The 12,112-nt window shown below is 62.5% G+C and carries 11 protein-coding genes; 9 read left to right on the top strand and 2 right to left on the bottom strand.

Going from position 1 to position 12,112, the window contains the following annotated elements; translation table 11 throughout:
• The first annotated feature begins 13 nt into the window (after positions 1 to 13).
• The 4 genes from nrdF to QYQ98_RS04085 all read left to right on the top strand — a co-directional run bounded on the left by nrdF (position 14) and on the right by QYQ98_RS04085 (position 5,215).
• Positions 14 to 1,018 (top strand): class 1b ribonucleoside-diphosphate reductase subunit beta, encoded by a 1,005-nt coding sequence (gene nrdF / locus QYQ98_RS04100; RefSeq protein WP_302007485.1) that lies wholly within the window; start codon positions 14 to 16, stop codon positions 1,016 to 1,018.
• 255 nt (positions 1,019 to 1,273) lie between these two features.
• A complete protein-coding gene (gene ctaD / locus QYQ98_RS04095; RefSeq protein WP_302007484.1) occupies positions 1,274 to 3,133 on the top strand; it encodes a cytochrome c oxidase subunit I in 1,860 nt (619 codons plus the stop codon).
• A gap of 94 nt (positions 3,134 to 3,227) precedes the next feature.
• Positions 3,228 to 4,478 carry a phosphoserine phosphatase SerB gene (serB, locus tag QYQ98_RS04090; RefSeq protein WP_302007483.1) on the top strand — a complete coding sequence of 417 codons (1,251 nt, stop codon included), beginning with the start codon at positions 3,228 to 3,230 and terminating at the stop codon, positions 4,476 to 4,478.
• The gene (locus tag QYQ98_RS04085; protein ID WP_302007482.1) at positions 4,478 to 5,215 is read left to right on the top strand and encodes a peptidyl-tRNA hydrolase; all 738 of its coding nucleotides are present in this window, start codon (positions 4,478 to 4,480) and stop codon (positions 5,213 to 5,215) included. The genes serB and QYQ98_RS04085 overlap by 1 nt, the downstream gene beginning before the upstream one ends.
• Positions 5,216 to 5,238: 23 nt before the next feature.
• On the opposite strand, the gene QYQ98_RS04080 is transcribed toward QYQ98_RS04085, so the two are convergent.
• On the bottom strand, positions 5,239 to 7,245 hold the full coding sequence (locus QYQ98_RS04080; RefSeq protein ID WP_302007481.1) for an ATP-dependent DNA helicase: 2,007 nt from the start codon (positions 7,243 to 7,245) through the stop codon (positions 5,239 to 5,241).
• On the bottom strand, positions 7,242 to 8,588 hold the full coding sequence (locus tag QYQ98_RS04075) for a nicotinate phosphoribosyltransferase (RefSeq protein ID WP_302007480.1): 1,347 nt from the start codon (positions 8,586 to 8,588) through the stop codon (positions 7,242 to 7,244). Before QYQ98_RS04075 ends, QYQ98_RS04080 begins: the two co-directional genes overlap by 4 nt.
• Positions 8,589 to 8,664: 76 nt before the next feature.
• Here QYQ98_RS04075 and clpS point away from each other — a divergent pair, with 76 nt between their 5' ends.
• The 5 genes from clpS (at position 8,665) to QYQ98_RS04050 (ending at position 12,078) form a co-directional block, all read left to right on the top strand.
• Complete coding sequence (gene clpS, locus QYQ98_RS04070; RefSeq protein WP_302007479.1) at positions 8,665 to 8,991, top strand: ATP-dependent Clp protease adapter ClpS; 327 nt, start codon at positions 8,665 to 8,667, stop codon at positions 8,989 to 8,991.
• 41 nt (positions 8,992 to 9,032) lie between these two features.
• On the top strand, positions 9,033 to 9,572 hold the full coding sequence (locus tag QYQ98_RS04065) for a DUF2017 domain-containing protein (RefSeq protein ID WP_302007478.1): 540 nt from the start codon (positions 9,033 to 9,035) through the stop codon (positions 9,570 to 9,572).
• Complete coding sequence (locus QYQ98_RS04060) at positions 9,572 to 10,609, top strand: P1 family peptidase (RefSeq protein WP_302007476.1); 1,038 nt, start codon at positions 9,572 to 9,574, stop codon at positions 10,607 to 10,609. Before QYQ98_RS04065 ends, QYQ98_RS04060 begins: the two co-directional genes overlap by 1 nt.
• A 13-nt stretch (positions 10,610 to 10,622) precedes the next feature.
• Positions 10,623 to 11,372 (top strand): rhomboid family intramembrane serine protease, encoded by a 750-nt coding sequence (locus QYQ98_RS04055; RefSeq protein ID WP_302007475.1) that lies wholly within the window; start codon positions 10,623 to 10,625, stop codon positions 11,370 to 11,372.
• 199 nt (positions 11,373 to 11,571) lie between these two features.
• Positions 11,572 to 12,078 carry a MarR family winged helix-turn-helix transcriptional regulator gene (locus QYQ98_RS04050; protein ID WP_302007474.1) on the top strand — a complete coding sequence of 169 codons (507 nt, stop codon included), beginning with the start codon at positions 11,572 to 11,574 and terminating at the stop codon, positions 12,076 to 12,078.
• Positions 12,079 to 12,112: the final 34 nt, after the last annotated feature.

Genomic DNA, 12,112 nt, shown 5'->3' with positions numbered 1-12,112 from the left:
GCAAACAGATAGGATGATCTGCGTGACTGACGCGCACGACTACGACTCGTACTTGGAATCCCACGATAAGCCCGTGAAGGCGATCAACTGGAACTCCATTCCCGACGAGAAAGACTTGGAAGTCTGGGACCGTCTGACGGGCAACTTCTGGCTACCCGAGAAGATCCCGGTGTCCAACGACATCCCGAGCTGGCGCACGCTCAGCGAATACGAGCAGACGGCGACGATGCGCGTGTTCACCGGCCTGACCTTGCTGGACACCGTCCAAGGCACAGTCGGCGCTGTCTCGTTGCTGCCGGACGCTAAAACGCTGCATGAAGAGGCCGTGTTGACCAACATCGCCTTCATGGAGTCCGTGCACGCTAAGAGCTACTCCAACATCTTCATGACGCTGGCGTCCACCCCACAGATCAACGACGCGTTCCGCTGGTCCGAGGAGAACGAGGCCATGCAGCGCAAGGCGAAGATCATCCTCAGCTACTACCAGGGGGACGATCCGCTGAAGCGGAAGATTGCGTCCACCCTGCTGGAGTCCTTCCTCTTCTACTCCGGTTTCTACCTGCCCATGTACTGGTCCAGCCACTCCAAGCTGACCAACACCGCCGACATCATTCGCCTGATCATCCGCGATGAAGCTGTACACGGTTACTACATCGGCTACAAGTACCAGCGCGGTGTGCAGGAGGAGACACAGCTGCGCCGCGACGAGTTGAAGGAGTACACCTTCGACCTGCTCTATGATCTGTACGACAACGAGACCCAGTACACAGAGGACATTTACGATCCGCTGGGTTGGACCGAGGATGTCAAGCGCTTCCTGCGCTACAACGCGAACAAGGCCTTGAATAACCTCGGCTACGAAGGGCTGTTCCCGGCGGACGAGACTCGTGTGTCGCCGGCGATCCTCGCTTCGCTGTCCCCGAACGCCGACGAGAACCACGACTTCTTCTCGGGCTCCGGTTCCTCCTACGTCATCGGCAAGGCTGAGGACACTCAGGACGACGACTGGGATTTCTAGGACCGGGCGTTTAGACACAATTCAATGACCGTGGCTTCATCGCGGTCCCTCTCCCTCATCCGGGGTCAATCACACACGCATAAACCGGCAGGTGCCGCACTGAATATGGGTGTGGCCTGTGATGTCTGGATTTTGGCTGGGGCGGCCGTTAAGATGAAGCGGTACTAGTTGCGCCTACCCGCGTATCCGCGCGGGGGTGCCCAGGGAAAACAGCCCGGGACGTGGTGTGACTGAGTCTCAATCAGGAGGAATCGAATGACTGCTGTGGCACCACGGCTCGACAACGAGGTCGGTACCGACGTTGTCCCCCCGGTCCGGCCAGAGCCGACCGGAAAGGCACGTAAAGGCACCCGTTTTTACGACCTGCTGACCACCACAGACCACAAACAGCTGGGCATCTTCTACATCATCATGTCCTTTGTGTGGTTCTTCGTCGGTGGTCTTATGGCCCTGTTGATCCGCGCGGAGCTCTTCTCCCCGGGTCTCCAGTTCCTGTCCAACGAACAGTTCAACCAGCTGTTCACTCTTCACGGCACGGTGATGCTGCTGGCGTTCGGTACCCCGATCGTCTGGGGCTTCGCCAACTTCGTGCTTCCGCTCCAGATCGGCGCACCGGACGTGGCTTTCCCGCGTCTGAACTCGTTCGGTTTCTGGATCACTCAGGCCGGTATCGTGGCTATGCTCTCCGGCTTCCTCACCCCGGGCGGCGCCGCTGACTTCGGCTGGACCATGTACCTGCCGCTGGCAGACGCCATCCACACCCCGGGTGTGGGCGCTGATCTGTGGATCCTAGGTGTGGGTGCTACCGGTATCGGTACCCTGGCGTCCGCCATCAACATGGTCAGCACTGTCCTGACCCTGCGTGCGCCGGGCATGACCATGTTCCGCATGCCGGCGTTCACCTGGACCATCTTCGTGGCATCCATCATAGCTCTGATGATCTTCCCGCTGCTGACCGCAGCAGCACTGGGCGTGCTGTACGACCGTAAGCTCGGCGGACACATCTTCGATCCGGCTAACGGCGGCGCCGTCCTGTGGCAGCACCTGTTCTGGTTCTTCGGCCACCCGGAGGTCTACGTCCTCGCGCTGCCGTTCTTCGGCATCACCTCCGAGGTCGTTCCGGTCTTCTCCCGTAAGCCGATCTTCGGCTACATTGGCCTCGTTTTCGCGACCTTGGCCATCGGCGGCCTGTCCATGGCTGTGTGGGCGCACCACATGTACGTCACCGGTGCGATTCTGCTGCCGTTCTTCTCGTTCATGACCTTCCTCATTGCTGTTCCGACCGGTGTGAAGTTCTTCAACTGGGTCGGCACGATGTGGAACGGCCACCTGACGTTCGAGACCCCGATGATCTGGGCGATGGGCTTCCTGTTCACCTTCCTCTTCGGTGGTCTGACCGGCATCATGCTGGCCTCCCCGCCGCTGGACTTCCAGCTGGCTGACACCTACTTCTTGGTTGCGCACTTCCACTACACCCTCTTCGGTACCGTGGTGTTCGCATCGTGCGCCGGCATCTACTTCTGGTTCCCGAAGATGACGGGCCGCATGCTCGACGAGACTCTGGGTAAGTGGCACTTCTGGCTGACCTTCATCGGCTTCAACATGACCTTCCTGATCCAGCACTGGCTGGGCAACATGGGCATGCCGCGCCGTTACGCCGACTACCTGGACTCTGACGGCTTCACGCTGCTCAACCAGATCTCCACTGTCGGCTCGTTGATCCTAGGCATCGCGTTCCTGCCGTTCATCTGGAACGTGTACAAGTCCTGGCGCTACGGCGAGATCGTCACGGTTGATGATCCGTGGGGTTACGGCAACTCCCTCGAGTGGGCCACGACCTGCCCGCCGCCGAGCCACAACTTCGACTCCCTGCCGCGCATCCGTTCGGAGCGCCCGGCCTTCGAGCTGCACTACCCGCACATGGTTGAGACCATGCGCCGTGAGGCTCACACCGGCCACCACGATCCACGCTCCGAGGCAACCACGCCGAACGAGACCAATGGCGGAGCTCGCTCCACCCGCACCGCTGAGACGGTGCGCACCGAGACGGTGACCACCGTGCGTCCGGCTGAAGGCCGCGGCCCCGCCTCCGGCTCCACCAAGGTGACCGACTAATCCTTCGGCTCAGCGGCTGCACAAGCCGCTCCTGATTGAAAGCCCCATTCCACATAAATCGTGGTGTGGGGCTTCTTGCTGTACTTTCGTAGCCATGACTTATGCCGTGCGATTGCAACCTGAACTCAACTACGCTGTGATCACCGTGACGGGTGCGGACCGTCCGGGTGTGACCGCGGCATTCTTCGCCATCCTCTCGCAGCACGGTGTGCAGATCCTCGATGTCGAGCAGGCTAATTTCCGTGGTCGACTGGCCCTGGCGGCCTTCGCTGGCGTGAACCCTGTGGCAGTGGAGACGCTGCGACGGGATCTGGAAGCGGCACCGCAGTTGGCAGACCACACGGTCCTCATTGAGACGGAGGCGGAGTCTCTGGCGCCGCAACGCAAGCGTTCCACCCATGCAGTGGTGGTGCTAGGTGATCCGGTAACGGCGCAGGCAGTCTCGGAAATCGGCCGTACACTGGCGGATTTTGGCGCGAATATCGACCGTATCCGCGGCATCTCCGATTACCCGGTGACTGGGCTTGAGCTGTCCATCACGATTCCGGGGCAGGGCGACGAGGTTAGCCATACAGTGCGCAAGGCCCTTGCGGAGCTGTCTTCCGGTCTGGGGGTGGACATTGCGATCGAGCGGGCGGGTTTGGCACGTAGGTCGAAGCGGCTTGTCTGCTTCGACTGCGATTCAACGCTGATCACCGGTGAGGTGATTGAGATGCTCGCCGCGCACGCGGGCCGTGAAGAAGAGGTCGCAGCTGTCACGGAGCGCGCAATGCGGGGTGAGCTGGACTTCGAGGAATCTTTGCGGGAGCGGGTGAAGGCCCTCGCCGGGCTGGACGCGTCGGTGATCGACGAGGTCGCACGCGATATTGAGTTGACCCCGGGAGCGCGCACAACGATCCGGACGCTGAAGCAGATGGGGTACCGCACCGCTGTGGTGTCCGGTGGGTTCATTCAGGTGCTCGAGCCGATGGCGGAAGAGCTCCAGCTCGACTACGTGCGCGCGAACACATTGGAGATCATTGACGGGAAGTTGACGGGCGAGGTCATCGGTCAGGTTGTGGACCGGCGGGCGAAAGCTGATTTCCTTGCCGAGTTCGCCCAGGACTCTGGTTTACGCATGTCGCAGACCGTCGCAGTGGGCGACGGCGCGAACGACATTGACATGATTACTCAGGCAGGGCTTGGTATCGCGTTCAATGCGAAGCCGGCGTTGCGCGAGGTGGCGGATACGGCGCTGAATCACCCGTTCCTGGATGCAGTCTTGTACATCATGGGTGTGCCGCGCCATGAGATCGACGTGCTCAATGAGGAGCATGGGATCGACGGCAAGGTCGCGCTCAACTAATGGGCAGCGAGCTTATCGACGCCCACGGGTTCCTCTGCGACAGCTTGTCCTCCCCGGGGCGGGGCGCCGAGGACCCAGACGACCCGCAAACCGTGCAGGCGATGCAGATCGCGCTGCACCTGCCCAAGGCGGATCTACCCAAACGCACGGAAGTACTCGCGGCGGCTGCGCAGGCTGTCGTGGAGGTGTGCCTCGACTCGAGGGCTGCGCATCCGGGCTCGTGGCGCGACGCCCTTGAACAGTGGTACGGCCATCGGATCCGGAAGATCGCCCGCCGTGCCCGTGGCGCAGCCTGGGACGGGGTGCAGGCGTTGCCGGGCTGCACTGCTGTGGTCAGAGGCGCGACCGCCCGCGCCTTCATCCCGTCGGCGGTGGCGGAGGTGCCGCATGCGATTTCCAAATTGCAGATTCGGGGGACCGATCTCCCGCTCGAGGAGGACAGCCCGGGCGAAACAGGCATTCCCACTATCGCGGTGGACGCGTCGTTGGAGATGACTGCGGGCAAGGCCGCGGCGCAGGCGGGACACGGCTCGATGCTGCTCGCGGCGGCACTGTCCGGTGAAGCGGTAGTCGAGTGGGCTGCCGATGGTTTCCCGCTGCAGGTGCGCGAGGTGCCGCGGAGCGTGTTCGCCGATCTGGCTGAGCACCCCGCGGCGGTAGCTGTGCAGGACAGCGGTTTCACCGAGGTTGCTCCTGGCTCCACGACGGTGGTGGCGCTGCCCGGTAGGTACTCCTAGTTCGCACTGTTACTTCTGTGCTTTTAGCTGCGCTTCGATTCGCTTTGCCCCGGGGCGGTGAGGCGGCGCAGGGCGCCGCGCACGACGTCGGGGTCGGTTGTCTCCCAGAAACTGGGAAGCGAGGCTCGGAGGAACTGCCCGTAGCGCTTTGTGGCGAGGCGGCTATCCAGAACAGAGACGACGCCTCTGTCGGTGGTGCTGCGCAGCAGACGCCCGGTACCTTGAGCGAGCAAAAGGGCGGCGTGGGTGGCGGAGACTTCCATGAAGCCGGAGCGGCCTGCGGCGTCAGCAGCGTTGCTGCGTGCCTGCAGCAGCGGGTCGTCGGGGCGGGGAAAGGGAATGCGGTCGATGATTACCTGGGACAGTGAGCTGCCTGGAACGTCCACACCCTGCCACAGGGTGAGGGTGCCGAAAAGACAGGAATTCTCGTTGTTGGTGAACTCCTTGACCAGGGCACCAATGGAATCGTCGCCCTGGACGAGAATGTCGAAGGGCAGGCGCGTGCGTAGCGCTTCTGCAGCTTCCACTGCCGCGCGTTTGGATGAGAAGAGCCCCAGAGTCCTACCTCCCGCCGCAGTAATCAGCTCGGCCATTTCTTCGAGTGTGGCGGGGTGCAGTCCGTCCCGGCCCGGTGGCGGGAGATGTTTGGCAATGTAGAGGATGCCGCTGGTGCGGGGGTCGAAGGGAGTGCCGGCGTCCAAGCTGTCCCACGAGCCGTCGGGCAGCCCCCAGTTGGCGGCCATGGCTCGGAAGTTGCCGCCGACTGCCAGCGTGGCTGAGGCAAGCACCACGGTCTGCTCACTGAACAGCCTCTCGCGTAGCAGCGCAGATACCGACAGCGGGGCGACCGCTACAGAATCGCCGTAGCGTTCTGAACGGGTGAGCCAGACAACATCGAAATGCTTCGCCGGGTCCTCCTCGTCGAAGACCTCCAGAATGCGGACGAGCGAATCGTGCAATTCGGTCAGGTGGTTCTTCAGGTTTTCCCGCTCGGCGAATGTTTCCGGGGCATTGGTGGATTCCCCCTCCGGGCCGCGGGCGATTGTCTCGCGGGTCCGCCACAGCGCGTCGCGCACCGCGACGAAGGAGGCGCGGGCAGGGTCTGAGATCGTCTCCCATCTGCCGGGGGATTCGAGGTCAAGCACGGCGGAGAAGTCGTCGATAAGCTCTTCGAGCTTGCTTTGCTCGGTCTTTGCTTTGAGCTTCCCGGCGCGGCGCGCGGCGAGTGTGAGCGCACGGGCAGAAAGCTCGTTCGTGGCCACGGAGGTGACTCGGCCGTCGAGTTCGTGCGCCTCGTCGATGATCACCACGTCGTGGTCGGGGAGGATATTCGCATCCGACATGGCGTCGATGGCAAGCAGTGCGTGGTTGGTGACCACGACGTCGACGTCCTGTGTGCGTCGCCGCGCGGCTTCTGCGAAGCACTCCTCGCCGTGTGGGCAACGCGTCGCGCCCACGCACTCTGTCGCGGTGACGGAGACTTGGCGCCAGGCGGCGTCCGGAACACCGGGTTCAAGCTCATCGCGGTCTCCCGTTCCCGTCTCGTCCGCCCACTCGTGGACACGCTTAATGTGACGCCCCAACCACGAGACATCCTCGGTGTCCATGAGTGCTTCGGGCGCCTCCTGCTCCACGGTGAGCTTATTCAGGCACAGGTAATTCGAGCGCCCCTTTTGAATCGCGAAGGTCGGGGTGCGCGGCAGCAAAGGCTCGAGTGCCTCGACGAGGCGGGGGAGGTCGCGGTCCACCAACTGACGCTGCAGCGCCAGTGTCGCCGTGGACACGATCACCGTCGTGTCCGTCGATTGCGCGTAACGGATTGCCGGAACCAGGTAGGCGAGAGATTTACCGGTGCCGGTGCCAGCTTGCACAGCGAGGTGCCGTTCTGTCTCCAACGCGTGGGACACAGCTTCCGCCATGGCCATCTGGCCCGAGCGCCGGGAGCCTCCGAGGGAATCGATTGCGGCGTCGAGAAGCTCCTCTGTGGACAGCGACAGCGGACGGTCCTGTTCCGGCTCGGTGCCCGTCACTCTCCAGGGAAACCGACCAGGCGCGTGCGCACAGCCGGTTCATCGCGGGACAGGGACAGGCCTTCCCACGGCAAGGTTTCGCGCTGTTTAGCCAAGTGCTCGCGGGATGCCTCGAGGTCCTCCTGTCCGTCGACGATCTCTCCGTCGCGCATGAGCGGGACAACGAGCTGGCGGTAATCCAGCGCAGTCGGATTCTCCGGCGGGTTGGACAGTGGGTAAACAATCTCGTCCACGGCCACTCCGGAACCGCGGTAGGTGCGCACTGCCCCCTTCGCACCACCCTTCATCTGCTTGCCCGACGAGCGCTTTGCCACAGGTACCCCGTCGACTTCGACGAGTTTGTACACCATGCCCGCAGTCGGTGCGCCGGAGCCCGTGACCACGGAAGTGCCCACGCCGAACCCGTCCACCGGGTCGCCGCGCAGACCGGCGATGGCGAATTCGTCGAGGTCGCTGGAGACGATGATCTTGGTGTTGTACGCACCCAAGCTGTCGAGCTGCGCGCGTACGCGGCGCGACATGATGCCAAGATCACCCGAGTCGAGGCGGATTCCGCCGAGCTCAGGCCCGGCCACCTCGATCGCGTTGGCCACGCCCTGCGTGATGTCGTAGGTGTCCACCAGCAAGGTCGTGGACACACCGAGCGAATCGATCTGTGCCTGGAACGCGGCTTTCTCGTTCGGGGTGCCATCCGGATTCGTGTGCAGCAATGTCCACGCGTGCGCTGCCGTGCCGGCAGCTGGAATGCCGTAGCGCAAGCTCGCTTCCATGTTCGAGGTGGACTGGAAACCCGCGATGTAGGCGGCGCGGGCGGAAGTCACCGCGGCCTGTTCGTTGGTGCGGCGCGAACCCATCTCCATGATGGGCCGGCCGTCCGCAGCGGTGACCATGCGGGATGCGGCAGTGGCTACAGCGGAATCGGAGTTGAGGATGGACAGGATGACTGTTTCAAGAATGCAGCACTCGGCGAACGTGCCCCGCACCGTCAGGATCGGGGAGTAGGGGAAGTACAGCTCGCCTTCCTGGTAGCCATCGATCTGCCCGCTGAAGCGGTAGTTGCGGAGAAAATCCTTTGTTTTCTCGCTCAGGAAATCTGCGGTGGAGATCTGCTCCTCCGTGAAGCGGAATTTGCGTACGGCTTCAATGAGGCGGCCTGTTCCCGCGACCACGCCGTAGCGGCGTTCGTGCTGCAGCTTGCGGGCGAAGACCTCGAAAACGCACTCCCGGGAAAAGGTGCCGTCCTTCATCGAGGCATCGAGCATGGTCAGCTCGTACATGTCCGTCAGAAACGCGGTGGAGGTCTGGTGATCGCTGAACTGAATGTCCGCCTCTTGCGTAGTCATGTGCGCAATCCTAGTCGGTGGGGGTTCCCGGGGACGGTCGCCCGCCGGCGCGGGGAAGTCTAGTAGTGTTGAACCTATGACTGGTGTCACACGCGAGATTCGCATGGGCTCCCCCATGGCTACGCCTGAGCTCGACGAGGAGATCGACGTCGATGTCGATGTCGCCGAGAACCTGCCCTGGATGTGCATTGTGTGGGACGACCCGGTGAACCTGCAGAGCTACGTCACGTACGTCTTCCAGACGGTGCTGGGCTATAGCCGTAAGCGAGCGCAGGAATTGATGATGCAGGTGCACACCGAGGGCAAAGCAGTCGTCTCCTCGGGGGAGAAGGACAAGGTCGAAGGCGATGTGAAGAAACTTCACACCGCCGGCCTGTGGGCCACAATGCAGCAGGCCGGTTAAGGCCGTACAAGTAACTGTCAGTTCGAGGAAGAGGCGAGTCAATGCAGCCGTGGCGGCGGAAGAAGGGGCTTATGCGCGCCCCGCGTTACAGCACCGTGTTCGACCCGATGGAGCGCGAAGTCATTGGTGATCTGACAGCCACGGTGTCTGAGACGCTGATCCAACGGGCTCAGTCCGCTCCCAAAGACGAGCTGGCAGCGATGATGGACATGCCGTCCGGCCATACCGAGGCTCCGCAGGATCCGTCGCTGGCTCGACTCCTCCCGGATTTTGAGCGCGAGGGGGATGAGGAATTCGACGGGGATAATTCGCTCCTGCGCAGCCTGCATGAAACTGACATCATTAAGGCGAAATTGAGCAACCTGCAGGTGATCAACGAAGCGCTGGGTCCCACCGGTGGTGTCGCTGTCACCATCGAGGAAGAGGACGCGCACCGGGTCATCGCAGCTTTGAACGATATGCGTCTGTACGTCGCGTCCGCAGAGACCCAGAACGAAGCTGCTGAGCAGGACCGCGACAACCTCGTTGAGTGGTTGGCGTTCTGTCAGGACTCGCTGCTGCAGGCGTTGCTGGGGGAGTAGTGGCCGGAGGTGACGCGGTGAAGCCGACTGCGACATTCGACATCCCCGGTATTCGTGTCGGCCATGTCTCCCTCGGCGACACTGGCGTGACAGCGCTAGTCTCCGCCGACCCAGGCGGGATGGTCGGTGCCGTCGATGTGCGCGGCGGCGGCCCCGGGACACGGGAAACGGACTTGCTTGACCCGCATAACACGGTTCAACGCGTCAGCGCGGTCGTGCTGTCGGGTGGCTCCGCGTTCGGTTTGGCGGCGGCCGATGGCGCCATGCGTGAGTTAGAGTCCCGCGGGCACGGCTTCGCAGTGTTCGGGGAAGACGTTCCCGGGCCCCGTGTCCCGATCGTTCCTGCAGCTGTCATCTTCGACCTGATCATCGGTGACCCGTCTCACCGGCCTGGGTCAGCCGATGGGGCAGCGGCAGTCACAGCGGCGCTCGACGGTGGCACTTCAGGTGAGATGCACAGCATGTGCTTGAGCGGCAGCGTCGGTGCCGGATGCGGCGCAACAGCTGGGGTCCTGCGCGGCGGAGTCGGAGTCGCTCAAACGGCGGTCAACGCTGGGGAAGAAAACGAGTTCTCCGTCGCCGCTCTCGTGGTGGCGAACCCGTTGGGCAGCGTGATCGATCCGGAGACCGGGCGATTCTACGGTGATGCCACGCGGCCTCCGGTGGACGTGACTCGGTTCGGCGAGCTGGAGCGCCCAGCTCCGAAGCTAAACACCACGATCGGCGTGATCGCCACCGACTGTCCGTTGCCGCAGTCCCAGTTGAAGCGGCTGGCTATGACCGGCCACGACGGAATCGCCCGCGCGGTACGCCCCTCCCATTCTCCATTAGACGGGGACACGCTGTTTGCCGTCTCCACCGCCGGCGCAGACACGTACGGCGCGCACAGCCCCGCCGATGCTGATCCGGAGTTCTACTATGCCCTGTGCGATGCCTCCACCCGTTGCGTGGAGGCCGCCATCGTGGACGCGGTGATGTCCGCTAAGCCGGATTACAACGTCGTGGCATGGAGCGACATCGCAGTAAACGCGCATTAAGCTGAACGGCACCATGAGCTATAACCCGTATTCTTCAGCCTCTTCTTCGGCGCAGAACGCCTGGAATCAGCAGCCGAACCCTTTTGGGAAACCTGGTTATGCTGGAGGCCAGGTGCAGCCGATGGGGCAGCCGGCGCCGCCGCGGCAAGGTCGCCGTCGGGCGCAGGCCAAGGTCGGTCTGGCCTACGCCATCGGTTACATCATCGTCATTTGGGCGGTGCACTTGGTCAGCGTGTTCGTATTCGGCGGCGATTTGGTGTATTTCGGCATTCACCCACTGGAGCCGGCATCCCTGCCGTTCATTTTCACGTCGCCCATCCTGCACGTTAATTTTGAACACCTGATTTCGAACACGGTGCCGGGCGCGATTTTTGCGTTCTTGGTCGGGTACTCGGGGCATCGGGTGTTTTGGGAGGTGACTGCCTTCGTCGTTGTTGTCGGAGGTTTGGGTACATGGGTTCTTGGTGGTCCGGGAACGAACCACGTCGGCGCCTCCATGCTCGTCTACGGCTGGCTGGCATACTTGCTTGTCCGCGGCATTTTCAACAGGTCTGCTTCCCAGATTGCGTTGGGCCTGCTGCTGGGTCTGATGTATTCCGGCTTGATCTGGGGTGTGCTCCCGATCGATGCGGGAGTCAGCTGGCAGGCTCACTTGTTCGGGGCCATCGGGGGTGTGGCGGCCGGTGTTGTGATCACCTCGGATGATCCGCCGGCGTTGCAGGCGCGAAAAGCGGTGAAGCGGCAGAAGAAGCTCGCGGGGTGAGTGAGCCGTTGAGAGGCGACGGTGCGGAATCTCGCACCGGCTTATAGCGGTCTTTTGTCGGTTTCCCGCCAAGGTAAGCCGTTTCTTAAACAGAAGGGGCGGGCCAGGAAGCTGACATGCGGTGAAAAGGCATGTGAGATCCGCTTTTTCACGCAGTTCCGGTTAGTAGGGCCTTAAAACTTAGATTAAAATAAGTTCCATGGAAAACAAGGACACTCTCACGGCGTTCGAGGCGGACACGTGGGCGCGCATGTGGTCATGCCATATGCAGCTGCCGTGTGCGCTGGATGCTCAGCTAAAGCGGGACTCCGATGTGACGTACTACGAGTTCCAAGCCATGCTGAAAATCAGCGAAAGTCCGAACTCGTCGCGCCGGATGACGGACTTGTCGGAGGCGACCACGATGTCCTTGTCGCATCTTTCCCGGGTGATCACCCGGTTGGAGAAGAAAGGGTTCGTGGCGCGCATTCCTGATCCGAATGACGGTCGTGCCACGTTTGCCGCGTTGACCCCTGCCGGGCAGCGCGCCGTCGCCGCAGGGATGCCGGGTTATGTCGCAGAACTCCGCCGCATCTTTTTCGACAACTTGACGGAGAGTGAGCTCGAAGTGTTCGCCTCCGCACTCGCCCGCATTAATTCGACGATGTCTGGTGAGGTTGCTCCCGAATATTCCAGCACTGGGTTGCGAGCCACTGGCGCTGCCTGACCTGGGGTGTCATTTGGCCGCGGTAGAATCCAAC

The organism is Corynebacterium sp. P3-F1, from assembly GCF_030503635.1.
Lineage (GTDB): Bacteria > Actinomycetota > Actinomycetes > Mycobacteriales > Mycobacteriaceae > Corynebacterium.
The sequence above is the reverse complement of the archived record's forward strand: the minus strand, read 5'-3'. Positions and strand labels throughout refer to the sequence as shown.

Bases quoted from the DNA above. Each gene is read 5' to 3' on its own strand.
- nrdF (WP_302007485.1), top strand. From the start codon at position 14: ATGATCTGCGTGACTGACGCGCACGACTACGACTCGTACTTGGAATCC.
- ctaD (WP_302007484.1), top strand. From the start codon at position 1,274: ATGACTGCTGTGGCACCACGGCTCGACAACGAGGTCGGTACCGACGTT.
- serB (WP_302007483.1), top strand. From the start codon at position 3,228: ATGACTTATGCCGTGCGATTGCAACCTGAACTCAACTACGCTGTGATC.
- QYQ98_RS04085 (WP_302007482.1), top strand. From the start codon at position 4,478: ATGGGCAGCGAGCTTATCGACGCCCACGGGTTCCTCTGCGACAGCTTG.
- QYQ98_RS04075 (WP_302007480.1), bottom strand. From the start codon at position 8,588: ATGACTACGCAAGAGGCGGACATTCAGTTCAGCGATCACCAGACCTCC.
- clpS (WP_302007479.1), top strand. From the start codon at position 8,665: ATGACTGGTGTCACACGCGAGATTCGCATGGGCTCCCCCATGGCTACG.
- QYQ98_RS04065 (WP_302007478.1), top strand. From the start codon at position 9,033: ATGCAGCCGTGGCGGCGGAAGAAGGGGCTTATGCGCGCCCCGCGTTAC.
- QYQ98_RS04055 (WP_302007475.1), top strand. From the start codon at position 10,623: ATGAGCTATAACCCGTATTCTTCAGCCTCTTCTTCGGCGCAGAACGCC.
- QYQ98_RS04050 (WP_302007474.1), top strand. From the start codon at position 11,572: ATGGAAAACAAGGACACTCTCACGGCGTTCGAGGCGGACACGTGGGCG.